This is a genomic window from Luteolibacter luteus (assembly GCF_012913485.1).
Lineage (GTDB): Bacteria > Verrucomicrobiota > Verrucomicrobiia > Verrucomicrobiales > Akkermansiaceae > Haloferula > Haloferula lutea.
The window spans coordinates 5,115,725-5,140,365 of sequence record NZ_CP051774.1 but is presented as its reverse complement, the minus strand read 5'-3'; the positions used below and the strand labels follow the sequence as shown (position 1 = coordinate 5,140,365).

Genomic DNA, 24,641 nt, shown 5'->3' with positions numbered 1-24,641 from the left:
CTTCATGACCGCTCAAGAACGCATCAATCAATTGGCAGGCGCAGCTCTCCGTGCGGGTCCGCCACCGGCCGCCCAGCCGAAGCCGGCGACCTTTATGCCTTCCTTCGAGAAGATGAAGTCGGCGGAGTTCATCGCTCCCCAAGCCGCGGCTACCCCGGCCGAAAATCCTGTCCAAGCAATCGCAGCCTTCGCTCCGGCACCAGTCCCGGCTACCGCCACAGCCGCCGATGTGATCATCCCGACCGGTCAAAACGAGTCCGATGAGGAGCTCCGCACCATGCTGGATGCCCGCGATGAGGTGAAGCACAAGAAGACCCGCCGCACGGGAATCATCGTCACTCTCTCCATGCTCTCCATGCTCGCCGCTGGCGGCACTTGGTTCGCCACCTCCGAAAGCGCTCAAGCTAAGGCACGCTTTTTCGTACAATCCGTCCGCGAATGCGGTCGCGACATCAAGGGAATGACCCAGATCATGGGCACCTACGAGAAGCAACTCGACAAGGTCGCCGTCCAAGGTGCCCGCATCGATGCCGCCACCTCCGCCCTCGGCGTGGATCCGAATACGGACACCTCCGCCCAAGGCGCCGAAATCGAAGGAGCCATGTCCCAGATGTCCGGCCAGGAAGGCCCTACCGTTTCTGAGCGCAACAAAGCCATGCAGGCCAAGTTCGGGATCGTCAGCAAGGTCGCTGGCGAAAACAACCCGAAGGTCCAGAAGGCCGAGTCTGACGTAAAATTCTGACCGAACTCCCCCCTCGTTCAGGCGAATGCCTTCAGGAAGCCGACCTCAAGGGCCAGCTGTTCCTGGGCATTCGTGTCGAGGGTGGATCGAAGTTCTCCCAGCGCTTCCATGCGCCGGACGAGTCGACCGAGATCCTCTGACTCGGCGATCGCTTTTGTCTGAGCTGCAGAGTCCGGAAAATCCAAGCCGGGAGCACCGGTCTTGCAGCGCAGCACATCCGCCATCCAGGATTGCAGCACGTCGAAAAGCCGCGCGCGTTCCTCAATGTATTCGGACTCCGCCGCGGCCTTCAGCGCCTCTTCACGGCGCTTCAGATAGTCGCCTTCGAAGCCCTTGTTCAGGGCTTTTTCTTCTTCGGCGAGCTGCTCGTCCGCCGCCTCCACCGCCTCAGCCTTCCGCTGCTCCAGAATGGAGGCGAAGACCGACTTCAGCGTGAGCGCCACCGTCGCCGAACCGAAGCCCGCTTGCGCAGCCCGATCGAGCGCGCTGACCAGATCCGAGCCCGCACCTTCGGAAAGATCCGTCTTCCCCAACAGGGGCATGCGCACGCAGCGGGAAAGCACGGTGGGCAGCAAGCCACCCGGATTTGCCGTCAGCAGTAGCAGCAGTGTGCGCGGCGGCGGTTCTTCGAGGGTTTTCAGGAAAGCATTCTCCGCTGCAGCCGCCATCCGGTCCGCATCCGCAATCACGCCCACCTTCCACGTGTTGGGCCCGGAGGAAACATAGAGGCTCTTCTCGAGATCGCGGATCGCATCCACCACAATCCGCCGGGATTTCGACTGGGGACGCACGATGCGGACCCACTCCCCCTCCAGCTCATCCAGCGGCGGAACTTCCTCCACTACCGGCTCGCCAAAGAGATCGAAGCCGCCGCCCGAATTTCCGCCCGGCTCCAGCATCTTCACGATCCGTGCCGCCAGCCGCTCTTTCCCGCAGCCGCGGGGTCCGCTGATCAGGAAAGCATGGGCCAGCCGACCCCGCTCATGGGCGGACTTCACCAGTTCGAAAGCATTATCGGGCGAAAAAGCCATCGCGGGCGATGGAATCCGGCAAGCCTCCTCCCTTCAATCCCCAATGTCTGAAGCCGGGGAAATCGCCCCCAATGCCCGCTATTTCAGGGAATCTTCCCCTCCATCCACTCCTCCAGCTCTTCGATCCTCATGCTGGAAGCTCCGAAGGTCGTGGCCGTGAGCTGGATCATATTGTCATTCGTCGCCACCATCACCCGGTCGCCCTTTTCCGAAAAACGGGCGGCCAGCCGCTCGATCACCGCATCCGCGGTTTCCCGAGCCTTCGAGTAAACGATCAGGATCCCCTCCTCGTTCCCGCCCTCGTAGCTGCGCTCGGTCTGGCGGCCGTCGAAAACGACACAAACCTTCCATTCCCCGCGGTCGCCGATGTCCCGCAGAGCCTTCACCAGCTCAAGTCGCGCGAGGTGCCGCTTCGGACCGTGGTGAAGCTCCCTCAACCACTCGATCCCGAAGATCGCGCTGTGCCCGTCCACAATTAGCAATTGCTCCACGGCGGCAAAGAAAGAGGGCCGGTCACGAATCGCAACCGGCCCCGGGAAAAATGACGGAAATTGATCCGGATTACTCCTCCGTGGAAGCCTCGGGAGCTTCACCTTCGGCGGCAGTGGTCTCATCGACCTTGGCGGCCTTCTTCGCAGCCTTCTTGGCCGGAGCCTTCTTGGCAGCCGGAGCCTTCTTCGCGGCGGGTGCCTTCTTGGCAGCGTCGGCGGACTTTTTCGGTGCGGAGGTCTTCTTTGCGACGCCGCCGACCTTGGCTTGCTCCTTCTTCCGCTTCAGGTAGAGCTTCCTGCGGCGGCGCTTGACGATCGTTTTGGTTTGCTGGCCCATGGTTCTGGTGGAGAGGGGTTTAAATACCGATTCCCGCGGCTAGCAAGAGGAAATGCCTTTTGCTTCCGTGCTTGCACCCTCCCCGACCGGGCCCCATGGGTGGGGGCCACGCCATGCCCGGTCTTATTATTGCACCCCGCGCCCGCATCTTTCACGGCCACGAATGGGTCTACGCCACGGAGGTGAAAAAGTCCTTCGGAGATCCCCAGCCGGGCGATGTGATCACCCTGAAGGACTTCCAGGACCGTTCCTTGGGGAGCGCGATTTATAATCCGGCCTCCCAGATCGTGGCGCGGAGGTTCTCCCGCCGCCGGCAGGATTTGGACGCGGAATTTTTCCTCCGCCGTATCCAGCAGGCTATCGAGCTTCGCCAGCGCCTCGGCATTGATGTCACCCTTGCCCGGCTGGTCTGGAGCGAGTCCGACGGCATGCCTGGCCTGATCGTGGACCGCTACGGTCCGCACCTGGTGGTGCAAACCCTGACCCTCGCCATGCGCCAGCGGCTGGATCTGATCGTAGCCGCGCTGAAGGAACTCGTTTCCCCGGAAACCATCATTTTGCGGAATGACTCCCCCGTGCTGAAAGCCGAGGGCATCGAGCAGGAGATCACGATGGTGCACGGCTCGAACCCAGGTGCTTTCCAAGTGCGGGCAAACGACCTGCTTTTCGAAATCGATCTTCTCGACGGCCAAAAGACCGGCCTCTACCTCGACCAACTCCAGTCCCACGCCGAAGTCGCCGCGCTCGCGAAAGGAAAACGTGTGCTCGATTGCTTTACCAACCAAGGCGGTTTCGCCCTTGCCTGCGCCAAGGCCGGCGCGGCGAAGGTCACTGCCGTGGACATCTCCGAGACCGCCTGTGCTGCCGCCCGTCGCAATGCCGAGCTGAACGGCCTCGAGATCGAGGTTATCGTCCACAATGTCTTCGATTTCCTGAAGCACGCGAAGCCCGAGTATGACCTCATCATCCTCGACCCCCCAAGCTTCACCCGGAACAAGAAGACGCTCATGGACGCCATGCGCGGCTACAAGGAGATCCATCTGCGCTCCCTGAAGCTGCTGGAAAAAGGCGGCATCATCTCGAGCTTCTGCTGCTCTCACCATGCCAGCCGCGACCTTTTCCACGCTAACCTCGTGGATGCTTCGGTGGACGCGAAAAAGTCGCTTCGCCTGCTCGCCAATCACGGCCAGCGCCTCGATCACCCGGTACTGCTAGCGATTCCCGAAACCGAGTATCTCAAGGGCTTCACCGCAGAGGTGATGGCGGGACGATGAAGGCCGGCACTTCTAGCGGCGGAAGATTTTCCGGAAGAGAGCACGGAGCGCCAGGGAGAACCTGACATCCGAAGCGGTGAACCAGATGACCACCAAGGCCACCAAAAGCAGGCCGGTGAGATACTCACTCATATTCCTCGCTTACTCTCCTTCCGGAGTAGCCGGAGCACCGCTGTCGTTGGCACCGGATTCCGGCTCCTGAGATTCCGGCGGAATCCGGAAGTGCTTTTTCTCCGAACTGGGATAGGTGGGGTCCGCGACCAGAGACCCGGGCGGCAAACCGGTGACATCAATGACCTTGTCATTATAGGGACTCGTCACAAAGCCCGGCTTTCCGGGAACGGCCCTTGCCACGGGAAGGGGCTGTTTCTCCACATCCTTAGGCACCTCAAATTGCTTCGACTCGTCTCCCGGATATTTCGGATCATCTACCAGATCCCCCGGATTACGACCGGAGACATCGACCAGCTCGCCGGTGTTGGGACTGATGACCTTTCCCGGCTGGCCTGCGGCAGGCTGGGCCACGGAGGGCTTCTTCGTGATCTTCGGGCGCTCGGCGCTCTTGCCTTCCCCTGCCTTCACTTCATTCGGGGAGTTCGAACTCAGGCCGGACAAGGCGGAACTGCTTTTCTTTTTCGCCGACGCACCCGCTTGCCCCGGGGTGGCTGATTCGTCCTTGCAGGAGATAAACGCCACGGATGCACCGATAAGAAGCAGATAGGGGATCTTCATGGTCCATCTTCAATCCTTCCGTGCCGGAAGCGTCAAGCAAGGCTCATGGCTTTTCTTCAGGCTCCGCCTCTTTCGGCGGTCCCTTCGGTCGAATCAGGATCGAGGGATCGAGCAAGTCCTGGGGTTGCTTTGCAGGTTCCGAATTCGGATCGGGCACCCGGAAGTGCTTCTTCGCCTCAGGTGGATAAGTCGGATCCGCCACCAGACTCCCGGGTTCCATCCCGGAGACATCAATGAGCTGGCCATTGAAGGGACTGATCACCTTCCCGGGCTGGCCGGGTGCCGGCTCGGCCACCGGCGCCTTCTTTTCAATCAGGACTTCCTCTTCCTTTTTCTCCTCGGGAGCATCCTTGGGTTCGTTCGCCTCCGCTCCCCCGGGCTTCTTTTCGACCGTGATCAATCCTTCCGGAGTCCGATCCGGAGGGTGGTCGCCGGGCTGTGGCGCTTCGTTACGCTCGCAAGATACGAGCGCGAGCGCCAAGATCGCCGCGGACAAACTTCCTCTCACGCTCTGAACTGATGGTCGGGAGTTTGCAAATCGTCAAGTCGCTCCCGATGAATTCCTCTAACTGGCCATGGATTTCCGGTGAACCCCTGAGATTCGATCGATTCATGCATCTGGCCCTGCACGATGCGGAACGCGGCTACTATGCGCGCCGTATCCGCGGTGTGGGCCGTGGCGGGGACTTTACCACCACTCCCATGCTGACGCCCGCGCTGGGCAAGGCGGTGGCGGCGTGGGCGACGAGCGCCATGAGGGCAAGTGGATGCCGTCACTTGATCGAGCTCGGCCCGGGCGAAGGAAAGCTCGCGCAGGCAGTGATCCGAAATCTTCCGTGGTGGACCCGGGTTCGCTCCCAGCTTCACCTGGTGGAAAGCTCCACCCCGCTCCGCGAAAAGCAACGCGAACTTCTGAGCAATGGAGTCCAATGGCATGAGAACGTGGAAGCTGCTTTGGATGTTTGCGGCGGAAAGGCCTGCCTTTATTCCAATGAATTCGCCGATGCCTTCGCGGTGCGCCGTTTTCGCCGCGAGGAGCAGGGCTGGAGTGAGCTCTACGTTGTGCCTGAGGAACGGTGGTTGCCCTGCGATGTCCTGCCCGACTCCTCGGCTCTCGATTCCCGGCATTCCACGGGGCAGCAGGTCGAGGTCGCGGACGCCTATCGCGAATGGATCGGGGCGATGATACCGCATTGGAAGGCGGGCCGCATGCTGACGATCGATTACGGATCGGAGATCGGCAGCCTGTATTATCGACGGCCACGTGGCAGCGTCCGGGCCTACCTGCTGCAGCAGCGCCTGGAGGGACCTGCCATCTACGGAAACCCCGGTCGCCAGGATCTCACGGCAGATGTGAATTTCACCGATCTCCAACGTTGGCCGGGCACCCGCATGGAGACGGTGAAGCTCTGTAGCCAAAGCGAATTCCTGAAGCCGTGGGCGGATCCTGCGAATCCTGCGGATGCCCATGCCCTCGACCCACACGGCGCGGGCGGAGCCTTCATGGTGCTGGACCAAAGGATCACCTGACCTTGCTCCGGAGCCGAAAAGCGGCATCTTCCGGGCATGCTTCGGTCCTTGCTTACGCTGCTTGCCCTCGCCCTGCCGCTTTCCGCATTCGAATTGCCCAAGGACTCGTCCCAATGCGTGGTGGGTACCGCCAAGGGATGGAACAGTTCGAATGTGACGCTGAACACCTACGAAAAGCGCGGAGGCAAGTGGACGAAAGTGAGCGGCCCTTGGAATGGCCGCCTCGGTCGCGATGGCTTGGTGTGGGGCCTCGGCATCAGCCCGCGGCCTGCCGGGGCGAAGATCAAGAGCGAGGGTGATTGGCGCGCTCCCGCCGGGGTCTTCTACATCGGCGGTGCTTGGGGCTATGACGCGCAGATCCAGAAGAATCCGAAACTCTTCTACCGTCAGGTGACCACCCGTGATCTCTGGGTCGAAGATCCTTCGTCCCCGAGCTACAACAAGCACGTGGTCCTCGAAGCCGAGCCCGCGACGACTTGGGAGAAGCAGCAGCAGATGAAGCAGAATGACTACCCGCATTCGCTGAAGCTCTTCATCGCCCACAATGCGCCACCGAAGGTCTCGCCTGGAAATGGCAGCGCGATCTTCTTCCACATCTGGCGCGGCGGCGGCTCGAAGCCAACCGCAGGCTGCACCACCATGGAGGAGCCCAAGCTCCGCCAGCTCATCGCATGGATCGATCCGAACAAGAAGCCGATCTACGTGCTGCTGCCGGAAGCCGAATACGCGGCGAAGAAGGAGGAGTGGAAGCTGCCGTGAGAGAATCCCTCGCATGAGAGTGTCGGTGTCAGCCGGGGCAAGGGAGGGAATGGCGACTTCTGAATTCCCGATCGCCGGATAAATTACATGGAGCACCATGAGGGTCCGGACCTTTGAAATTTGGTGCCTGTTCCGCCTGTTATAACAGGGAAAATAACAGGTGGGAGGGAGAGCGAACACCGAACATGGAGCCTCCGACCTTGAATATCGAAGTGGGGAATCCGGGCGAAGTGGAACGACAGGCAGAAAGCATGCGGAGGGGAGCTTCGCGCATGCGGGGATGGGTTTCTACTGCCAAGGTCGACCGATCGGCTGCCGCTAGGCTTTCTTCGAAGCCGCCACGCCCTGATAGAAAATCGCGAGGATCGGCAGGCAGATGGCGATACAGCCAGCTTGGATCCACCAATAGGTGGCCCAACCGCCGTGATGCGAGCTAACCGTGAAATCGTAGAGGCGCACGGCGAGCAAGGTGCCTGTCACGGAGCCAATGCCATTGCTCACGAGGGACAGGAGGCCCTGCGCCTGGGTTCTCATTTCAGGCTCCACCCGGCGATCGAGGAAGAGCTGCCCGGTGATGAAATAGAGCGTGTAGCAGAGCCCGTGGAGCGTGATGCCTGCGATGACCCAAGTGCTGGATCCAGTCATGCCGCCCACCGCATAGAGCGCATAGCGCAGCGCGGAGAGGCCGAGGGCGAACATCAACACGGTCTTCACCCGGAAGCGGGTCATGACCACCGACATCAGCAGCATCGCGGCGATCTCGCTGATCTGGCCGATGGTCATCGTGGCGGTCGGCTTGTCATTCCCCAGCGCCGCGAGATGCATCGGCGTGTGCATGAAGAAGGCCGCCAGCGGGATGGAGAGCAAGGTAGTGACGGAGAAGAACACCAGGTGATCCCGCTCCTTCAGCAGCTTGAAGGCATCGAGCCCGAGCAAGGTCCGCAGCGAGCGCGAGCGACCGAGCGGCGGCGTGTGCGGGAGGAAGAAGCAGAAGCATCCCGCCATGCAGCGCGTGATCGCCGCGGCGTAACCCGCCACCGGAGAGGCATCGGCAAAAAGGACAAAGCTGGTAAGGAAGCCCGCGACCATCCAGCCCAAGGTGCCACCCAGACGGATGATCGGGAATTCCGCCTCGCCCGATTTCAGATGGGCCATCGAGATGCTGGCCAGCATGCTCTGCATCGGCGCATGCATGATGGAGCTGCAGGCGAGCAGCAGGATGAAGACCCAAGGAGATCCGCCGGTATCGAGCACCGCGAAGGCCGAGGCCAGAAAGCAGGAACTCATGATGGCGATGCAGCCGACGACTTTCTGGGCAGCGAAACGATTGTCCGCGATCGAGCCCATGATCAGCGGCGAGATCATCGAGGCCACGGGGCCGGCGAGGAAAGCATAGGACAGCCACTGGCTGCCCAGCCCCTTCGCCGCAATAATGTTCGGCAGCGCGGGTGTGTAGTAACCCGGAGCCGCGCCCCAGAGGAAAAAGGCGACCCACAGGAACGTGATGACCCCAGGCGCAGTGCGGGCGATGGGGCTGGTGGACACGGCGCGACGCTAGCGGGACCTTTTCCCGAGGCAAGCGCGGCCACCGGGCCGTGCGAAGTTCATGGATTTCCCTCCTCAACCGGCCGCCTTGGGGTCCTATCGTCCCCACGAAGGAGCAGCAGGCCGATGAGATTGCAGGCGGGCGCGGCGAGCAAAACCATCCCGGAGAGCCCGATCTGGTCCGGGGAATTCACGCTGAGGAGCACCACCCAAAGCCCCATGGTGGCCAAGCCGGAAAAGATCGTGACCAGCCACCATGCCAACCGGGACTTGCGGAGCACACCAAAGAGAAAGGGGGAGACAAGCATCAGGCCGACCAGACCGACAAAACAAGAGATGCCGATCATCCCTTCAGGGCTGTTCTCCATATCGGGATCACGGATGACATCCCACACCTCCAACCAGATCCTCCAGCCCCTCCCCTCTTCGAACTCTTCCCCCGGAAGGAAATGGAACACAGCAAGACAGACCAGAGCCACAACCAGGAAGGAAAGGCCCAGCAGGTTCGTGGCACGGCGGGTGGTCATGGCGATGTACACTAGTGCCAATAGCCTTCACCAAAAGGCCACACCTTTTTCACGTGGATATGGAGTGAAGATATTGACCCGTTAGCCCGCGCCCCCGATGGCTGCGCGCGCATGTTCAAACACATTGTCTCCCCCATTGCCGCCCTGTCACTGCCGTTTACCCTCGGCAGTTGTGCACTTATCTTCCAAGGAACCTCCGACGAAGTCGGCTTCACCTCGAGCCAGGCCGGCGCTTCGGTCCATGTCGATGGTGAAACCCACTCGCTCCCGGCGACCTTGGAAGTCTCCAAGAAGACCACGTCCGCGACCTTCTCTCATCCGAAGTATCAATCGCGCAGCATCGAGTGGAAGCGTGATTTCCAGCAGAGCTTCTTCATCTTGGATTTCCTTTTCACTCCCGGCTACGGCCTCGTGGGATGGATCACCGATGGAAGCACCGGCGCCTGGTATGCGCAGCCGCGCGTGATCAACTATGACTTCCAAACCGGCCAGACCAATGCGCCGCTGGCGAAGCCGAAGACCGAAAGCAGCAGCTCGGACAAGCCGCGCCGCCGCCATTAACTCATCCATTCACCAAACCATAGCCAACGCGTGCCCCGGATTTCCGGGCACGCGTTTTTCGTGGATCCTCCATGAGTTCGGCGATCGATTACTCTTGGGATTGGTCACCGCGATCTTTGCTCTGAATGACAAGCAGCCCCGCGAAATTGAAAGCGGCCGAGAGTTGCAGCGACCACGCAGCGATTGGGCTATCCTGAAGCGTGGAGCCCCGAACCATTGCGAAAACTCCAACACCCGCTATACATGACATCCAGATCACAACCCACCTCAGACGTGGAGAGCCAGCGAGCCAAGGGAAAGCGGGTGTCGCCCCTACCACTATTACGGCGAATCCTAGGAACGCCGAAACATTGAAAAGAATCTTGGGTGATGAGAGCCGCTTGAGATCCGATGTTAGCTCCCAGATTTGAACCCAGGTCTTCCATCCGGGTCCGTCTCCGTAAGGAAGCGTCGAAACATGGAATACCCCGAAACAAACAAGGGCGGCGAGCAATAGCCCAAGGGACCAGGCATTCTGATATCGTGGTCTCACCCCTTCGTCTGACCTTCCCCGCGAACACGGTATTGGTAGCTCGTCAGCTCCCTGAGACCCATCGGCCCGCGGGCGTGGAGCTTGTCCGTGGAAATCCCGATCTCGGCGCCAAAGCCGAACTCCTCCCCATCCGCGAGACGGGTAGAGACGTTGTGGAAGACACACGCGGAATCACAACCCGCGAGGAAGGCATTCGCGGTCGCATCGTCCTTCGTGACAATGCACTCCGTATGATGCGAGCCGTAGGTATTGATGTGCTCGATCGCCTCCTCCAGGGAATCGACGATCTTTACCGAAAGGATCAGGTCGAGATACTCCGTGCCCCAATCTTCCTCTGTCGCCGGCACCGCCTCGACGATCTGGCGCGTGCGCTCGCAACCGCGCAGCTCGACGCCCTTCTCCTTCAAGGCTGCAGCAATCGTAGGAAGATGGCTTTCCGCCACGGAGGAATGGACCAGCAGGGTCTCCAGCGCATTGCACACGCCGGTCTTTTGCGTCTTCGAATCAACCGTGAGCGCAACCGCCATGTCGAGATCAGCGGCGACATCCACGAAGAGATGACAGATGCCATCGTAGTGCTTGATCACCGGCATGCGCGCCTGCGAGACCACCGTCTCGATCAGCCCCTTGCCACCGCGCGGGATGATTAGATCCAGCCATTTGTCCATCTGGCACAGGGCGCTGACACTCGAACGATCCGTGAATGGGATCAATTGAATGGCATGCGCGGGCAGACCCACCTTTTCGCCACCGGCTTGCAGGGCTTCAGCGATGGCGCGATTGCTGTGAATGGCTTCAGAGCCGCCGCGGAGAATCGTAGCGTTCCCGGTCTTGAAGCAGAGCACAGCTGCATCGCTGGTGACGTTCGGACGGCTTTCGTAAATGATGCCGATGGTGCCGATGGGCACGCGGACCTGCTGGAGGCGCATGCCATTCGGACGCGCCCACTCGTCCATCACCTGACCGACGGGGTCGGGCAGCGCCACGACCTGATCGATGCCACGGGCGATCGCTTCCACCTTCTTCTCATCGAGCTTCAGGCGCTCCAGCATCGGCTTGGAGAGGCCCTTTTCCTCACCGGCCTTCAGATCCAGCGCGTTCGCAGCCACGATTTCCGGAGTCCGGGCACGCAGCTCCGCGGCCATCGCTTCCAGAATGGCGTTCTTCGCATGGGTGGAAAGCTGGGACAGCCGGTAGGAGGCGGTGCGAGCATTGCGAGCCAGCGTTTCGACGGCGGTGAAGACTTCGGCTTCGGTCATGTCAGGTCAGGAAAGGCGCGGGAAGGAACCACGGAATGCCCGGAATACACGGACGAATTTTCGATCAGGGAAAATTCAGCGGGCGTCGAAGCGGGTAGAGAGCCCCTTTTCCCCGGACATGATCCCGGCGAGGCGCTCCGGCTTGCGGCCGTGGGCGATGTGGACGGTGATCCCCGCATCCACGGAGTTCTTTACCGCCTGGAGCTTTGAGGCCATGCCGCCAATGGAGAAGCGGCCGCGCTCGTCCTTGGCAAAGCCAAGCACCGCATCCACGTCCGGCACTTCCTCCACCAGTTCGTTGGTCTCCGGCGAGAGCAAGCCGTCCACGGAGGTCAGCAGGACCAGTGTCTTCGCGCCCAGCAGGCGGGCCACATGGGAGGAAAGCATGTCGTTGTCCCCCACCCGCAGCTCTTCCACCGCCACGGAGTCGTTTTCATTGATGATCGGGACGATCCTCGGCTCGGCCAGCAGGCGGCGCAGGGTATTCGAAACATATTCGCGGCGCTCCGGCGTCTGGAGGTCGCTGGCGGTCAGAAGCACCTGGGCCACGGCCAGATCGAAGTTCCGGAACAGGCTCTCGTAGGTGTGCATCAGGCGGGCTTGGCCGACGGCAGCGCAGGCCTGCTTCGTGGTCAGATCGCTCGGGTAGCCTTCCAGCCCGAAGGCGGAAACCCCGGCACCGACCGCACCGGAACTTACCAGCAGGCAGCGGTGCCCTTGTTCCACGAGGCCGGCGATGGCGGTGACGAGACGGACCAGCGCCGCGCCATCCAGCATCCCGTCGCTCGCGCGGGTCAGGACACCGGTGCCGGCCTTGATGACAGTAAGGGATTCCATGGCGGAAAAACGCGGGCCGCGGCTATGGAGGGAAATGACAGCAAATGCCACCGCAAATCGTGGCAACCCCTGTGGACCAAGCAGCGGGCTCAATCTAATCCCCCTGCCATCAAACGTCCCGTGCGCTCCGCATTGGGCTTCTCAATGGATGCAAGGGCTCCCCGAAATCTCCGTTGTGGGAGGTCGAAGATCAGAACATGCCCCTTATACAGCACCAAGCCGTTCCCGGTTACTGCCCATTTACCCCTCTCAGGGCGCCAAGATTTCCTGAGCTCGCCGCCAGGTAAAAACTCAATCCACATTCCAGCATCGTCGCGAGCATCGGGATTTTCACACCACGACCACCTTGTATTGGTTAGACGTGAGGCAAAGTCATCATTTTCATCCCAATCATCGCTGCTGTCGCTGTCATCAAAATCATCAAAATCGTCTTCTTCCACTCGTCCGGCAGCCCTCTGAATCTCTTCGACCACGCGCAATATTTCATCAGCGCTCCAATTCGGACCGGATTCCCGGACCACTATCCGTAAGGGATCCTCCAATTGGATAGGAACCTTTGCCCCGCTAAAGACAACAGGAACAACCGACACACCAGCCCCGACAGCGCGAGCAAGCTCGTTCCTAAGCCACTTACTCTTATCAAAATTCTCCGTAACTACTGTCAGAAAAACGGAAGAGGTATCGATTCCAACTTCGACCTCACGCGAAATCGACTGCCCCCCACTCATTCGATCAATATCTCGCCAGAGATTGTAGCCCGCAATTTTCAGCCCTCTCGCCAGCAGCGATACAAATTCCTGATCCGCGTGAGAATAGCTTATGAATATCTGCCCCATGAGCGATTCATCTACTAACCCTCTCGGGTGGCGTCAATTGGCAGCAAGCTTGGAGTGCGTCCTCCTTGTTTGGCGCCCAATGAGCTGTATGAAAACGACTCTTTCCAAGCGGCTTCAATTCTAGCTTCCCCATTGCCATTTCCCGGCGGGGGCTTATGGGCAGGGCCAGCCGATGGCCACCTCATCCGCAATCACCCCTGCCGCTTGGCTCCGCAGCAACGGTTTCCTGCTCGGCCTGGTACTAGCCGTCGTCGCTGCCTTTCTCTTCCCCGGCCCCGGGGCCCGCGGCGGGGCGCTGCAGCCGGAACTGGTCAACAATGGCGGGATCGCCCTGATCCTGTTTCTCCAAGGGCTCTCGCTCGCGATCGAGAAGATCCGCAGCGGTGCCGCGAATTGGCGCCTCCACCTGGTCATCCAGGCCTTCACCTTTGTCGTCTTCCCGCTCGTCGGGCTGCTGCTCGACTGGACGGTGCCCCATTTCTGGCGAGGCCAGCCGGAGGCGATCCGCCAGGGTTTCCTCTACCTCTGCGTGCTGCCTTCCACCATCTCCACCTCCGTGGTGCTCACGGCAGTGGCACGCGGGAACACCGCCGGGGCGCTCTTCAATGCCGCGTTCTCGAACATCCTCGGGGTGATCGTCACGCCGCTGCTGGTGCATGTGCTGATGCAGTCGACGGGGCAGCATCAACCCTTCGGCCCCCTACTGTTGAAGATCACGCTTCTGACCCTGCTACCCTTTGGGATCGGCATGGCGCTGCGGCCGCGGCTGAAGGACTTCGTCGACCGGAACAAGGTCTGGATCACGCGGATCAGCAACGCGGTCATCCTTTTCATCGTCTACTCGGCCTTCTGCGATTCCGTAAAAGAGAACATCTGGCAGAAGTATGGGGCCGGGCTCACCCTCGCGACCACCGCTGTGGTAGTGGTGCTCTTTACTGGCATGTCGCTGCTGGTGGGACTGTCCTGCAAGCTGCTGAAGCTGGACCGGCCGGATAGCATCGCGGCTTACTTCTGCTCCGTAAAGAAGACCCTGGCGATGGGCGTGCCGCTGGCGATGCTGATCTTCGGCAAGAACAGCGACATCTCGCTGATTCTGCTACCGATCATGTTTTACCACCCGCTGCAGTTGTTGGTGAATGGCCTTCTGGCCAACCGCTGGGCGCGGGAGGGTGTGGGAGAGGGTTGATCGCGGATCGGAAACAGGAGATCCGACGGCCGGTCAAGGAGCTACGGTTACCGGGAATGGCTCCGAGGACTTGATAGGTGCCCGGACGGCGAGAAGGATGAAAACGCGGCCCTTTTCGTCCTTTCGAGGCGTCCATGCGATGTCGAACGTCCGCGATTCGCCCGCTCTCATGAACACTTGAGGAGGGGTCGAGCAGATATGCACGCCAGAGGGGTTCTCTTGGCTATCAACGATTTACCACCCCCCGTCCAGCCAAGAGCCTTCCGTCCGATCAAGAGACCGAAACCAGCACTTACGAACACACAAAACCACCTTCATTCACAAACATCCAAAAAATAAGTCATCATTTTCAACTTTTATGATCTGAAAATTACATCCTAACATGGTTCACCCATTACATGGGACAGACTTGGGAAGTGCCCTTTGCATCTCAGACCTGGATCTCAGAGCACCGCCGACTTCGGTCGGCGCATCACAAACCCAAGTCCCAAGAACCTAAAAAACATGATCCTGAACCATTCCCCCTCTTGGAGCCGCCTCTGCTGCTTCGCGGCGCTTGGCCTTGCCGGTCAAGCCCACGGCCAAGCCGGGCTAACAAAAACCGACATCAACAATCCCGTCACGGGCATCGTGACTGCAAACCCCGATGCCTCGACAACCGTCACCGCCGGCGGCGGCGATACCTACGGCACTGCCGACTCCTTCACCTATCTCCACGAACAGCGAACGGGCGACTTCGATGTGAAGGTACTGCTTCACAATGTGGACGCCGATGATCCTACCGGCCAGCAGACTTCGGCAAAGGGATCCCTGCAAGTCCGCGCCAGCCTCAGCCCCGGCAGCCCGAATATCCAGGTAAGCGGCATCCCCGACCCAACGGGAGCAGGTTATGTCGAAACCATTTCCCGGCCCTCGCTAAACGGAGAAACGGAAGACCCGCCGCTTTCCGCTCCGGACTATCGCTACTTCGGCGGCCCCTATCCTGGAACCTTCCGGCCTGCGAGCGGGTCCCTTTACTCTGTCTGGCTGCGGGTCCGCAGGACCGGCGATCTTTTCCAGACCATGTCGAGCAAGGACGGCATCACGTGGACCGTGCTGGCAGAATATGCCACGGATCCTGCGGCCTTTCCCGCCACGGTGTATGTCGGCTTGGCAGCGGTGGCGCACATTGATTCCGGCGAGAACCAGAATCACCGGGTGCGAAGCACTTTCAGTGACTACGGCAACGCCGCGAAGCCGCCTGTGGCGACCCAAGGGGGAAGCCCTGTTACCGCGGGGAATGTCCCGGGCGTTTATCCCGTAAACTCCGTGACCGGAGTGAACTGGAACCTTTCGATCCCGTCGGACGGGATCGGCTGGACGGCAGACAAATCATCGAGCGGGCCGATCGTTTGGAACACCCAAGGGTTTGCATCGATTTCCCGGGATCTGATCCTGGACATCGACTCCCAAGGACCTGTCGCGTTTTCGACGGGACGCTATGCGACGGGTGCCATCGACTTCGGCATTTCCCCGCGCGACCCGGTGAGCGCCCGGTCGAATCTGGGGCCTTATACGAATCCGAACCGTGACCGGGATACCCCGGCTGTGACTGATCCTGCTTCTCAAGCATGGTTTCCCTCATTGCAGCACGGGATCCTGATTCCCACGGTCCGGGTCAATGGCACTGTGTCATGGAACGACGGGGCCTCCCCCTTCTTCCCGCATACTTATCAGGCGGTGGATTTCTCCAGCGCGAACTCCTATCACATGCAGGACGGCACTTTCGGCAATGGCCGCTTGTATACCCGGATGGCCAAGCGCGGCGATACCGGTCCCCACCCGAACAACGACGCCAACGGTGCGGGCGGCTTCCAGCGGGCGGCCTTCAGCATCTCGACCGCTTGGTTTCCCTATGAAGACGGCTGGATGAGCGGCTACTTCGCCAATGCCCAAGCAGATGGCTCCGCCTTCTGGCAATTCCCGGGTGCTCATAGTCCGGCGGCGTCCCAAGGCACGGCAGCGCTGGACCCGAACTCGGCAGGTGCGATCCTGCAATGGACGCAATTGGGCGAAGGAGGCGGCTATGGCGGGCTGGCCACCTTGTCCTTGCCCGGCGTGGACTCGCGCGACGATGGAATGCTATTCCTAGTGCCGAATGACGACACTACGAGCCGCGGCCCCCAAGCCAACTGTGCGATCAAGCCGGATGGCAGCGGGTGGACCATCGGCATCCGTGAAGTAGCCTTCCTGTATTCCCTCGCCGAATACATTTCCAATGACCGGAGCGAGTTTTCCTTCCTCCATATCCCCTATACCGCGACCAACCTGATCGGTGGCGAGATCTCCGGGGCAAATGGCAGCAAGATCCACTCCGGCGGAGATTTCACGGTGACCCGTCCATCGACGGGACGCTATGAGATTTCCATCCCCGGAAAGACCGGCCAATCGGGCATGCTGATCCTGCAGGCCGTGGGTAATCATCCTGAGGAACCGGAGTATGTGGATACCGCCTCCCTGAGCTATGAGTATAACAGCCAGACCAACCGCTTCGTCGTGGAATCCCGTGTTTCGGATCCCACGATCAACGAGGGTTTCGCCGTTGCCCCGCTCCGGGATAGCAACTTCTACTTCGCATGGGTGGACTTCTCGGATCCGCTGACGCTCACCCCGGATATCCTGCTTCCGGAGCTGAGCATCCAGAACAACGGTGCTTCCGTCACCGTGTCCTGGCCCACGGCAATCACCGGGTATGTGCTGGAAACCTCCAACAACCTCGCAAACCCGTGGACGGATGTTCCGGGCGTGACTGCCAACAGTGTGACGCTCCCCTACACACCGTCTCTGAAGAAGCAGTTCTTCCGGCTGCGGCCGGCTCCCTGATCGACACGGCTGGCGGGATTCCCTGCGGTCCGGGAGGAAGCTCCCGGGCCGCATTTCCTTTCCAGCGGGAGGAATTTCAGGCTGGCGGACACACGGCTTGCCCCGGTGCCATCCTGCATCTACAGGCCCTGACATGAACGCGTTTCCACCGCCCGGTGACAAGAAGCAGCTCGAAGAAGGCCTCGTTTTCACCCCGAAGTTCGATGCCGACGGTCTGGTGCCTGCAATGGCGATCGACGCAGCGACCAAGGAGCCGCTCATGCTTGCCTATATGAACGCCGAGTCCCTGAAGCTCACACTAGAGCTGGGCGAGGCCGTCTACTGGTCCCGCAGCCGGAAGGAAATCTGGCACAAGGGCAAGACCTCCGGTCAGGTCCAAAAGGTGGTGGAGATCCGCACCGACTGCGACCAGGATGCGCTGGTGGTCTACGTCGAGCAACTCGGCGGTGGCTGCTGCCACACGGGCCGGAACGACTGTTTCTACCGGAAAGTCGCGGGCCGCAGCGAAGAAGGTGGAGCGCTCTTGAGCTTCCGGGAAGCCCACAAGGTTGGAAATGGCTGAAGCCCGCTTGAAATTCCCGGTAAATTCGCGAATTTCGCGGTTGCAATCGGGGGTTCGTTCCCCTAGTTCTCCCGCCCCTCGCGCCGCCGGGTGCGAATCATTCACTTTTCCAAAGCAAGGAGGACCGCCATGGACATCATCAAGAAAATCGAGCAGGAGCAGCTGAAATCGGACGTCGCAGACTTCCGCGTTGGTGATTCCGTGAAGGTGCACACCCGGGTTGTGGAAGGTGGCAAAGAGCGCGTGCAGATCTTTGCAGGCATCGTCATCGCCCGCCGCGGCACCAGCGTGAACGCTTCCTTCACCGTCCGTAAGATCTCCTACGGCGAAGGTGTCGAGCGTGTGTTCCCGCTGCACACCCCGCGTATCTCCAAGATCGAAGTGGTCAGCAAGGGCAAGGTTCGCCGCGCCAAGCTGCACTACCTCCGCGGCCGCGTCGGCAAGAAGGCCATGCTCGTGAAGGCCGCCGACTCCAAGAACAAGTAATTGGGAGGCAGATCCGAATTTTCCAAAACGCGCCACGGTTCGTCCGCGGCGCGTTTTTTCGTTGTGCTTCCAGCCCCTTCGAAACGGTGCTCACTTGGCAATAAGTCAGTCCACTTGACTCTTGGCGAGTGGCCCGGGATGCGGAATGGTCGCGCCCGTGAACCGTGTGCCCATTCCGATCGTGATCCTGCTTAGCGCGGTGGCGATCGGTGCGCCATGGTATACGGGCACCCGCCACATGGACTTCATGACGCCGCCGAGCGTGGCAGAGCTCGCCCAAGTGCGGGAAGACGCGGCCATGTCCGTGGCGAAGAAATCCGGGCTTTTTTCGATCGAGGAGGACCGGAAAGCGAACGCCGCGATCGAAAGCCCGATCCGCGCCGCACCGGTAATCGATCCCGGTGAACCTGATGCCCCTGCCACTCTCAGCACCTACGGGGAACACGCCGGACAGGGGGCCAGTGCTTTCATCACGCTGGCCATCCATCTTGAGGAGCAGCGCGGCAATAGCCGGGCCCTGCTTGCTTGGGAACGAGTGATCGATGTTTGTCACGAGGCCACTCCGACGGAACGTGATGCGGCTCTGGCGGGGGTCCGGCGCCTGCGCCCGCTGGTGGCGATGTGGAATACTGACCCGGAAGCCGCTCTCCCGGTGGTACTTGAGGCCTCCGTGCCCTCGAGCGCGCAAGCGGACGCCCTTGAGGAAATCCTGACCAAATGCTGCCATGAACTCGGGCGGCATTCCTCCGGCATCATCAAGTTCGAGCCCCGGGTGGAGCGTCCGGACCGCAAGGAAGGCTCTTCTCCAGGGATACTCCTCCAGATGACGGCCGATGGCAGTGGCGCGGCCTCTACGGGCCAGCTCCCGCTCTCCCTCGCCACGGAACCGGAGCAGTTGCGCCGGGAAATCCTGACGGGAGCCTACAAGCTGGTGGCCTACCAATTGGCCGCCACCACGGAATTCAATCCGCCCGAGCCGCTGGCGACGGAGGAGAATCCCACCCAAGCGCTGGATTCGAAGATTACCCGGCTGTGCTGGTCCGAATTCGGAAAATCGCTGCAGCCGATACATCGGCCCTAAGAGAACACTGGACCTCTCCGTTTCTCATGGGAACGTTCACCGCATGCCACGCGGATTCCTCCTTTTTTTTGCCGCCACGGGGCTCCTGAGTGCCGATCCAGCCAAGGATCAGGCACCGGTAGAACCGAGCACCCTGCCTGCCCCGGACCAGCCGGTGGCGGAGAACAAACCGCCGATCAAGGAACTCGATGCAGATCGGGTGCAGATCGGTGACGTGATCCTGAACAAGAAGACCCGCGAGATCCGCTTCCCCGCCGCCGTGAACATGGCGAATGGCGAGTTGCTGGAATTCGCGATCGTGCACGCCAAGGGCAAGGTCCACGAGTCCCTGCTGCTCACTGAGGTCCCGCCGACCTACCTGAACCTCGCATTCAAGCTGCTCCGCTACGAAGGCTCCCCGGAGTTCTACGCGGCCTATGAGGAAGACGGCAGCATCACCAACCGCTATCCGGTGGTGAAAGAAGAAGTGAAGGCCGCCAATCGCATCGAAATGAGCGTGGAGTGGGAGGATCAGGGCAAGACCCGCACGGCAAAGATCAACGAGTGGATCTCCAACGCCAGCACCGGACAGGCGATGCCCGCCGATCCATGGGTCTATGGCGGCTCGATTTTCTACGACAACAAGTATCAGGCCGAAGCAACCGGTGACATCTCGGCGATCTTCCTGAGCAATGCCGCGCTGATCAACTTCTCCGGCAAGGACAACAATTCCGACGAAGTCTGGCTCCCCTTCCCCAAGCGCGTGCCGCCGGAGGGAACAAAAGTCACCGTCATCATCTCTCCCTACAAGAAACCCGCCGAACCCGCGAAACCCGCTGAAAAGAAATGAAAGCAGCAGCACTCAGCCTCGCCGTCGCCTCGACCATGGCGCTCGCCCAAGGCCAAACGACGAAGAACCCCTACCTGTCCCTGCAGATCGAGATCAAGGAAGCGATCGCCCGCGGCAATGCCTTCCTGGCGAAACAGCAGCAGGAGGATGGCCACTGGGACAATGCCGAGCTTCCCGCCTTCTCGGCGCTGGCGCTGACCGCCGCGGTCCGCGATCCCGCCGTGGAGGGAAAGAAGGAACTGCCTGCGCACATCGCGAAAGGCTTCGACTGGCTGCTCAAGCAGCAGAAGGAAGACGGCGGCATTTATAACAAGGGTCTTTCCGTTTATAACACCGCCACCTCCGTCACCGCGCTGAGCGCCGCGGATCGCCCGGAATTCGTTCCCGCGATCCTGAAAGGCCGCAAGCACCTGGTGGGCGAGCAGTGGGATACGGGCGAAAAGGGCAAGACCGATGGCAAGTATGACGGCGGCATCGGCTACGGCTCGAAGAACGACCGCTCCGACCTCTCCAATACCTACCTCGCGATCGAGGCGATGGCGCTTTCCAACAAGTTCGTGGAAGACGGTGCCGATGCTCCTGATCTCGATTGGAATGCCGCGGCGAAGTTCCTTTCCCGCTGCCAGAACCTGCCGGGCTCCAATGACCAGGAGTGGGCTTCCGACGATGCGAAGAACAAGGGTGGCTTCATCTATAATCCGGGCGAGACAAAGGCCGGAGAGGACAAGCTGCCGGACGGTCGCACCGCGCTGCGTTCCTATGGCTCGATCTCCTATGCAGGTCTCCTTTCGCTGATTTATGCAAAGGTGGGCCCGGATGATCCGCGCGTGGTCGCGGTGAAGGAATGGCTCGGCAAGAACTACACGCTCGAGGAAAACCCGGGCATGGGTGCCGCCGGCATCTACTACTACTACCAGACCATGTCGAAGGCGCTCTCCGCTGCCGGCGTGAACAAGCTCAAGCTGGCGGATGGAAAGGAAGTCGATTGGCGCACGGACTTGGCCAATGCCCTGCTCAAGAAGCAGAACGCCGATGGCTCCTGGGCAAACTCGGATGGCCGCTGGATGGAGTCGAATCCGAATCTGGTGACGGCTTACAGCGTGATGTCGCTGGCACAGATCTACTACTCGATCCCGGAACAGCCTTAACCGGTCTTCGGAAGACTCATGACTCACGGAAGAGCGGGCCGGAAGGTCCGCTCTTTTGTTTTAAGGTGCTAGCACGGGTTGCCGCGTCACTTCTCGATCACGCCCTTCAGGGCTTCGAGATCATTCCACACTTGGCGCTCTTGTTCGCCCCATGTCGCCATGTCCGGTGCGGCTCCCGGATGCTCCTTGGTCCAAGCGTCGAAGGCATTCATCAGGTAGGTGTGGCGATAGGAGGGATCGGTACTGCCAATGAAGTCCAAGGTGCCCTCAAGATCCTGAGAGGCACGGGCGGTGACGTAGCCGCCCCTTGCTTCGACTGTTAGATCGGACGGCAAGGATTCCAACCAACTCCGGCAGGCAGCGGGATCCAGGGAGACCCATTCCGCTGAGATGCCCAGCACTGCCCTTCTGCGCAAATCTCCTTCAGCCTTATCAAGAATCCGGTTAGCAGCCGACTCACGCTCCGAGAAGTCCACTTGCCTCCATTTGTCTGCCACGTTTCCGTTCCTCAGAAACCGGGGATGAAGATACTGCTTGTAGCCGGATTTCTCGAAGCCTTCGGGATCGAGCTTCATCCAGCGTGTGAGGAGAGACTCGGCATTGGACAGCGAGTCCCTGATGAAAGTAAGCGAGTGATGGCGGGCCTTGAGGTCCTCTAGGTTTGGAAAAGCTTGGAGCGCTTGCTCGATCTTCGCGGGGTCATCGAACCCCTCATAGATCTCGTGGTCGACCGAAGAAAATCCGCCGCGTTTGATGAAAACTTCATAGCCGACCTTCGGGTCCTCCTGGATCAGCATCCGCGCGATTCCCGACACGTCATCGAAGGTGAGCAGCGGCGTGTCGGATGCCTCGGCTTCCGACAAGGTGGGATCCGCCAGCTTGGTCGCCGCCATATATGCCAGGGACCATTCCCCCAGCGAAGCATGATCGCTCCAAGCCCATGCGGCGAAAATAGAACGCGCCGCCTCCCGCCATACCATGGATCTCTTCAAGCCCTTCCAAGCCCACGTGAGGGCAGCCTCTCCATCATCGGAGGCCCAGCGGATCAAAAGAGTGCTGGCTGCGAGGGAGAGGCGATCGTCCTTCTCCAGAGCGATCGACTCCAAGGCCGCGGGAACTTCGTTCACAGGAATTTTCCCCAGCTCCGCCGCTGCATCGACCATCTCCGCCTTCGTCTTGGCTTGATCGATCCTCGCGAGTGCGGCTTCGAGCTTCTGACTGCTCCATCGTTCTTGAGGTGCGACGATGCCGCGAGGTGGTTGCACTGGCGCCGGAGGCTTCTCCTGCTTCTGCCAGAATGGAGCGGTGACACTGAGCGGGATCAAGATACCGGCGGTGAAAGCGAAGATTTTGCGCGGTTCTACTTTCATCATTCCCCGCGTTGGATTTGTTGAAACTCCTGCCGCAAATCCTCCGGCAGATTCGGTCGCTGAAGGTAGGTTTCCACCTGTCCGCGCGAGCGGATATGCATGCGATAGAACGCAGCCCTGCACAGGCTGAGGCGTTGCTGCGGATCGCTAAGGCGTGACGCCCAATCGATGGTCCGCATTTCAGGAGTGTCATTCGTGTTCCAAGTAGAAACCGGTTTGCCCAGGGTCTTCACTTTGGCCAGTGCAACCTCGTCGAAATCCAGGTCATCCCCGTGGGCCTCAATCCAAGGAATCGCCTTCCAGTCCGGCAAGGTTTCCAAAACCACCGGAAGCAAAGCCTGAACAATCTCACTCCTCGACATCCCGGCAGCCAGTCCGGCCTCGATGGCTGCGTGCTCGCCTTCGGCAAAACCATCTTGCGATTCATAGCTATGCCGCGTGCCATTTCCTGGCGTGGGCGTGATTTCGCCTGGGCGGCTGGTGACCCCCAGGAGGCCCATGGATGCATCGAAGCGCTCGACAGGACTCATGCTCTCCCACGCGGACTGCACCTTGTCAGGGGAGCCTTCCGTGACCTCCGTCCATAGTTTTCGGATAAGAGCTCGCCCGGATTCTCCCCCCGGCCACCGGCCGATTTCCCTCTGAAGTTGAAGAAGCTGCTCCCCCTCCAAATTCTGCCACCCATTGGCAGAGTAAGAGCCTCCCATCAGGGACTTGAGGATATCGCCTTGCACTTCCGCATCCGGCACGCGGCGAAGGAAGGCGATCGCGCCACCAACATCCCGTCCCATGAGTGCGGAGTCGGCGATTTCCAGTGCCAGGCGATCTTGCAGGGCCCGACTACCAAACTGCCCATTCTTTAACGCGATCGAGTCCCAAGAGCGCAACAACCACTCCTGCGCGGCTGCGTGGTCTTTCCGCCTCCAGTCGACGAAGAGATTCAGGGTGAGACTGGTATGATTCACCTTATTCGCCCCATCGAACACATCGTGCTTTGCCACGAAGTCCATCGCAGCAGCCGGGTCGCTGCTCAGCCACCGGCCGAGCAGGGGCTCGAAACAAGCCGCCTGCTCGGCAGGGGTGAGTTTGTCATGGGCTAGGAGAATGAAGTCACCGATCTCCACAATCGGAATGCGCTCGAGGACGGCGCCCATCCGCAGCCGGGTGAGTGCGTGCTTGGGCCCGGCATTGGTGCGCTTGATCTCGGCGATCAGATCGGCGGAGGACGGACTGTCATCTAACAGATGCCTCACGGTCGGATCTTTGTCTGTGGATTCTGCCGAGAGTTCGGACACCGCCGCCGCGGGAGACTGCCAATCCTGCATGACCAGGGTGCCTGCCACGGCTACGGCGCTGAGAATCAACCCCGCGACGAAGGGCTGCCACAGGGCCCCCGTCCCGGCCCAGCCCGCCGCTGGGACTGCCAGCAGGGCCTGCGCGGTGACTTGGGAAAGGACGGTGGCCGGCACGGGGGTGGACCCGAGGCTGGCCATCGTGGTCCCGAGCGAGGCGGACCCGACGGCGATGCCTCTTTTCCGGAGAACGGCGGCAAGCTTTTCGATAGCCCGGCTCACCCGCTTGCGAGCCGCCTCTTCGGTCGTTCCCAAGGTGCTGCCCAGCTTGCGATAGTCTTGGCCTTCGAAGTAGCGAAGCACCAGCGCGTCTCGATCCGCAGACGGCAAGTCGAGGAGAGCCCTGTCCACCACGCCACTGAGGACACGGCTACTGTCTTCTTCCGGGAGTGACGAAGGGTTCATCATTTCGGCGGCTACGAGTTCGCGCTGCTTCCGGCGGCCCTCCGCCCGCACCAAGTTCGAGGCCCGTCGGGATGCCTGCCGGTAGAGCCAAGCAGAGAGGATCACCTCACCCAGGCTGCCAGCCTTCCGAGCCAGCAGCGTAAAAACCTCCTGAGTAACGTCCTGCGCCGCAGCACGATCCCCACCGAGCATCCGCAGGGCAGTGCCGTAGACAACCGGAGAGTGCACCCGGACCAACTCGCGGAAGGCCGCTTCCGATCGCTCGCGGGTGAATTTCTCCAGCAGTTGCCCTATGTCGTCCGCTGTCATCACAGAAAGACACCGCCAAAAGACGAAAGCGGACAGGAATTTTCAAGAATCCAGTGCC

At 60.7% G+C, this 24,641-nt stretch carries 24 protein-coding genes; 12 read left to right on the top strand and 12 right to left on the bottom strand.

The features are described from left to right. Window positions 1–4 precede the first annotated feature (4 nt). Window positions 5–742, top strand: coding sequence for a hypothetical protein (locus HHL09_RS21250; protein ID WP_169456664.1), 738 nt, complete (start codon window positions 5–7; stop codon window positions 740–742). A 17-nt stretch (window positions 743–759) separates the two neighbouring features. Here the strand turns inward: HHL09_RS21250 and HHL09_RS21245 are convergent, their stop codons facing one another. The 3 genes from HHL09_RS21245 to HHL09_RS21235 all read right to left on the bottom strand — a co-directional run bounded on the left by HHL09_RS21245 (window position 760) and on the right by HHL09_RS21235 (window position 2,601). Beyond that, window positions 760–1,773: a DNA polymerase III delta subunit-related protein gene (locus HHL09_RS21245; protein WP_169456663.1), complete on the bottom strand. Its 1,014-nt coding sequence runs from the start codon at window positions 1,771–1,773 to the stop codon at window positions 760–762. A gap of 83 nt (window positions 1,774–1,856) precedes the next feature. Then, a complete protein-coding gene (locus HHL09_RS21240) occupies window positions 1,857–2,264 on the bottom strand; it encodes an NYN domain-containing protein (RefSeq protein ID WP_169456662.1) in 408 nt (135 codons plus the stop codon). A gap of 70 nt (window positions 2,265–2,334) precedes the next feature. Then, the gene (locus tag HHL09_RS21235) at window positions 2,335–2,601 is read right to left on the bottom strand and encodes a hypothetical protein (RefSeq protein WP_205760898.1); all 267 of its coding nucleotides are present in this window, start codon (window positions 2,599–2,601) and stop codon (window positions 2,335–2,337) included. Window positions 2,602–2,714: 113 nt separating this feature from the next. On the opposite strand from HHL09_RS21235, the gene HHL09_RS21230 reads away from it, so the two are divergent. After that, window positions 2,715–3,875 carry a class I SAM-dependent rRNA methyltransferase gene (locus HHL09_RS21230; protein WP_169456661.1) on the top strand — a complete coding sequence of 387 codons (1,161 nt, stop codon included), beginning with the start codon at window positions 2,715–2,717 and terminating at the stop codon, window positions 3,873–3,875. A 141-nt stretch (window positions 3,876–4,016) separates the two neighbouring features. On the opposite strand, the gene HHL09_RS21225 is transcribed toward HHL09_RS21230, so the two are convergent. Continuing rightward, the gene (locus HHL09_RS21225; RefSeq protein ID WP_169456660.1) at window positions 4,017–4,607 is read right to left on the bottom strand and encodes a hypothetical protein; all 591 of its coding nucleotides are present in this window, start codon (window positions 4,605–4,607) and stop codon (window positions 4,017–4,019) included. A gap of 43 nt (window positions 4,608–4,650) precedes the next feature. Then, window positions 4,651–5,115 carry a hypothetical protein gene (locus HHL09_RS21220; protein ID WP_169456659.1) on the bottom strand — a complete coding sequence of 155 codons (465 nt, stop codon included), beginning with the start codon at window positions 5,113–5,115 and terminating at the stop codon, window positions 4,651–4,653. A gap of 104 nt (window positions 5,116–5,219) precedes the next feature. Between HHL09_RS21220 and HHL09_RS21215 the strand changes: the two genes are divergently transcribed. Together HHL09_RS21215 and HHL09_RS21210 are read left to right on the top strand one after the other, a co-directional pair. Then, window positions 5,220–6,137 carry an SAM-dependent methyltransferase gene (locus tag HHL09_RS21215; protein WP_169456658.1) on the top strand — a complete coding sequence of 306 codons (918 nt, stop codon included), beginning with the start codon at window positions 5,220–5,222 and terminating at the stop codon, window positions 6,135–6,137. Between the two features lie 36 nt (window positions 6,138–6,173). After that, window positions 6,174–6,896, top strand: coding sequence for a L,D-transpeptidase family protein (locus HHL09_RS21210; RefSeq protein WP_169456657.1), 723 nt, complete (start codon window positions 6,174–6,176; stop codon window positions 6,894–6,896). Between the two features lie 318 nt (window positions 6,897–7,214). Here HHL09_RS21210 and HHL09_RS21205 read toward each other — a convergent pair whose 3' ends face one another. Both HHL09_RS21205 and HHL09_RS21200 read right to left on the bottom strand, forming a co-directional pair. After that, on the bottom strand, window positions 7,215–8,441 hold the full coding sequence (locus HHL09_RS21205; RefSeq protein WP_169456656.1) for an MFS transporter: 1,227 nt from the start codon (window positions 8,439–8,441) through the stop codon (window positions 7,215–7,217). 59 nt (window positions 8,442–8,500) lie between these two features. Then, complete coding sequence (locus HHL09_RS21200; protein ID WP_169456655.1) at window positions 8,501–8,968, bottom strand: hypothetical protein; 468 nt, start codon at window positions 8,966–8,968, stop codon at window positions 8,501–8,503. Window positions 8,969–9,079: 111 nt separating this feature from the next. Between HHL09_RS21200 and HHL09_RS21195 the strand changes: the two genes are divergently transcribed. Continuing rightward, the gene (locus tag HHL09_RS21195) at window positions 9,080–9,529 is read left to right on the top strand and encodes a hypothetical protein (RefSeq protein WP_169456654.1); all 450 of its coding nucleotides are present in this window, start codon (window positions 9,080–9,082) and stop codon (window positions 9,527–9,529) included. Window positions 9,530–10,057: 528 nt separating this feature from the next. On the opposite strand, the gene HHL09_RS21190 is transcribed toward HHL09_RS21195, so the two are convergent. The 3 genes from HHL09_RS21190 to HHL09_RS21180 form a co-directional block, all read right to left on the bottom strand. Continuing rightward, the gene (locus HHL09_RS21190) at window positions 10,058–11,320 is read right to left on the bottom strand and encodes a glutamate-5-semialdehyde dehydrogenase (protein ID WP_169456653.1); all 1,263 of its coding nucleotides are present in this window, start codon (window positions 11,318–11,320) and stop codon (window positions 10,058–10,060) included. Window positions 11,321–11,395: 75 nt separating this feature from the next. Continuing rightward, window positions 11,396–12,157 (bottom strand): glutamate 5-kinase, encoded by a 762-nt coding sequence (gene proB, locus HHL09_RS21185; protein WP_169456652.1) that lies wholly within the window; start codon window positions 12,155–12,157, stop codon window positions 11,396–11,398. 89 nt (window positions 12,158–12,246) lie between these two features. Continuing rightward, window positions 12,247–12,993, bottom strand: a complete 747-nt coding sequence (locus tag HHL09_RS21180) for a toll/interleukin-1 receptor domain-containing protein (RefSeq protein ID WP_169456651.1) — start codon at window positions 12,991–12,993, stop codon at window positions 12,247–12,249. A 172-nt stretch (window positions 12,994–13,165) separates the two neighbouring features. Here HHL09_RS21180 and HHL09_RS21175 point away from each other — a divergent pair, with 172 nt between their 5' ends. From HHL09_RS21175 to HHL09_RS21145, 7 genes are all read left to right on the top strand, one after another. Further along, the gene (locus tag HHL09_RS21175; protein ID WP_169456650.1) at window positions 13,166–14,179 is read left to right on the top strand and encodes a bile acid:sodium symporter family protein; all 1,014 of its coding nucleotides are present in this window, start codon (window positions 13,166–13,168) and stop codon (window positions 14,177–14,179) included. A 504-nt stretch (window positions 14,180–14,683) separates the two neighbouring features. Continuing rightward, complete coding sequence (locus HHL09_RS21170; protein ID WP_169456649.1) at window positions 14,684–17,041, top strand: hypothetical protein; 2,358 nt, start codon at window positions 14,684–14,686, stop codon at window positions 17,039–17,041. A 133-nt stretch (window positions 17,042–17,174) separates the two neighbouring features. After that, window positions 17,175–17,603 (top strand): phosphoribosyl-AMP cyclohydrolase, encoded by a 429-nt coding sequence (gene hisI / locus HHL09_RS21165; protein ID WP_169456648.1) that lies wholly within the window; start codon window positions 17,175–17,177, stop codon window positions 17,601–17,603. 129 nt (window positions 17,604–17,732) lie between these two features. Then, the gene (gene rplS, locus HHL09_RS21160) at window positions 17,733–18,089 is read left to right on the top strand and encodes a 50S ribosomal protein L19 (protein ID WP_169456647.1); all 357 of its coding nucleotides are present in this window, start codon (window positions 17,733–17,735) and stop codon (window positions 18,087–18,089) included. Window positions 18,090–18,246: 157 nt separating this feature from the next. Continuing rightward, entirely contained in the window at window positions 18,247–19,170 is a 924-nt protein-coding gene (locus HHL09_RS21155; protein WP_169456646.1) for a hypothetical protein, read from the top strand. A 43-nt stretch (window positions 19,171–19,213) separates the two neighbouring features. After that, window positions 19,214–19,999, top strand: a complete 786-nt coding sequence (locus HHL09_RS21150) for a YdjY domain-containing protein (RefSeq protein ID WP_169456645.1) — start codon at window positions 19,214–19,216, stop codon at window positions 19,997–19,999. Further along, complete coding sequence (locus HHL09_RS21145) at window positions 19,996–21,147, top strand: prenyltransferase/squalene oxidase repeat-containing protein (protein ID WP_169456644.1); 1,152 nt, start codon at window positions 19,996–19,998, stop codon at window positions 21,145–21,147. The genes HHL09_RS21150 and HHL09_RS21145 overlap by 4 nt, the downstream gene beginning before the upstream one ends. 86 nt (window positions 21,148–21,233) lie before the next feature. Here HHL09_RS21145 and HHL09_RS21140 read toward each other — a convergent pair whose 3' ends face one another. Together HHL09_RS21140 and HHL09_RS21135 are read right to left on the bottom strand one after the other, a co-directional pair. Then, window positions 21,234–22,520, bottom strand: a complete 1,287-nt coding sequence (locus HHL09_RS21140; RefSeq protein WP_169456643.1) for a hypothetical protein — start codon at window positions 22,518–22,520, stop codon at window positions 21,234–21,236. Beyond that, window positions 22,517–24,583, bottom strand: coding sequence for an RNA polymerase sigma factor (locus tag HHL09_RS21135; protein WP_169456642.1), 2,067 nt, complete (start codon window positions 24,581–24,583; stop codon window positions 22,517–22,519). Before HHL09_RS21135 ends, HHL09_RS21140 begins: the two co-directional genes overlap by 4 nt. Window positions 24,584–24,641 lie beyond the last annotated feature (58 nt).

Excerpts from the sequence above, each read along its gene's own strand:
- HHL09_RS21210 (WP_169456657.1), top strand. The coding sequence starts at position 6,174 with ATGCTTCGGTCCTTGCTTACGCTGCTTGCCCTCGCCCTGCCGCTTTCC.
- HHL09_RS21250 (WP_169456664.1), top strand. The coding sequence starts at position 5 with ATGACCGCTCAAGAACGCATCAATCAATTGGCAGGCGCAGCTCTCCGT.
- HHL09_RS21215 (WP_169456658.1), top strand. The coding sequence starts at position 5,220 with ATGCATCTGGCCCTGCACGATGCGGAACGCGGCTACTATGCGCGCCGT.
- HHL09_RS21180 (WP_169456651.1), bottom strand. The coding sequence starts at position 12,993 with ATGGGGCAGATATTCATAAGCTATTCTCACGCGGATCAGGAATTTGTA.
- rplS (WP_169456647.1), top strand. The coding sequence starts at position 17,733 with ATGGACATCATCAAGAAAATCGAGCAGGAGCAGCTGAAATCGGACGTC.
- HHL09_RS21190 (WP_169456653.1), bottom strand. The coding sequence starts at position 11,320 with ATGACCGAAGCCGAAGTCTTCACCGCCGTCGAAACGCTGGCTCGCAAT.
- HHL09_RS21195 (WP_169456654.1), top strand. The coding sequence starts at position 9,080 with ATGTTCAAACACATTGTCTCCCCCATTGCCGCCCTGTCACTGCCGTTT.
- HHL09_RS21140 (WP_169456643.1), bottom strand. The coding sequence starts at position 22,520 with ATGATGAAAGTAGAACCGCGCAAAATCTTCGCTTTCACCGCCGGTATC.
- HHL09_RS21225 (WP_169456660.1), bottom strand. The coding sequence starts at position 4,607 with ATGAAGATCCCCTATCTGCTTCTTATCGGTGCATCCGTGGCGTTTATC.
- proB (WP_169456652.1), bottom strand. The coding sequence starts at position 12,157 with ATGGAATCCCTTACTGTCATCAAGGCCGGCACCGGTGTCCTGACCCGC.
- HHL09_RS21145 (WP_169456644.1), top strand. The coding sequence starts at position 19,996 with ATGAAAGCAGCAGCACTCAGCCTCGCCGTCGCCTCGACCATGGCGCTC.
- HHL09_RS21245 (WP_169456663.1), bottom strand. The coding sequence starts at position 1,773 with ATGGCTTTTTCGCCCGATAATGCTTTCGAACTGGTGAAGTCCGCCCAT.
- hisI (WP_169456648.1), top strand. The coding sequence starts at position 17,175 with ATGAACGCGTTTCCACCGCCCGGTGACAAGAAGCAGCTCGAAGAAGGC.
- HHL09_RS21175 (WP_169456650.1), top strand. The coding sequence starts at position 13,166 with ATGGCCACCTCATCCGCAATCACCCCTGCCGCTTGGCTCCGCAGCAAC.
- HHL09_RS21135 (WP_169456642.1), bottom strand. The coding sequence starts at position 24,583 with ATGACAGCGGACGACATAGGGCAACTGCTGGAGAAATTCACCCGCGAG.
- HHL09_RS21230 (WP_169456661.1), top strand. The coding sequence starts at position 2,715 with ATGCCCGGTCTTATTATTGCACCCCGCGCCCGCATCTTTCACGGCCAC.
- HHL09_RS21235 (WP_205760898.1), bottom strand. The coding sequence starts at position 2,601 with ATGGGCCAGCAAACCAAAACGATCGTCAAGCGCCGCCGCAGGAAGCTC.
- HHL09_RS21150 (WP_169456645.1), top strand. The coding sequence starts at position 19,214 with ATGCCACGCGGATTCCTCCTTTTTTTTGCCGCCACGGGGCTCCTGAGT.
- HHL09_RS21170 (WP_169456649.1), top strand. The coding sequence starts at position 14,684 with ATGATCCTGAACCATTCCCCCTCTTGGAGCCGCCTCTGCTGCTTCGCG.
- HHL09_RS21200 (WP_169456655.1), bottom strand. The coding sequence starts at position 8,968 with ATGACCACCCGCCGTGCCACGAACCTGCTGGGCCTTTCCTTCCTGGTT.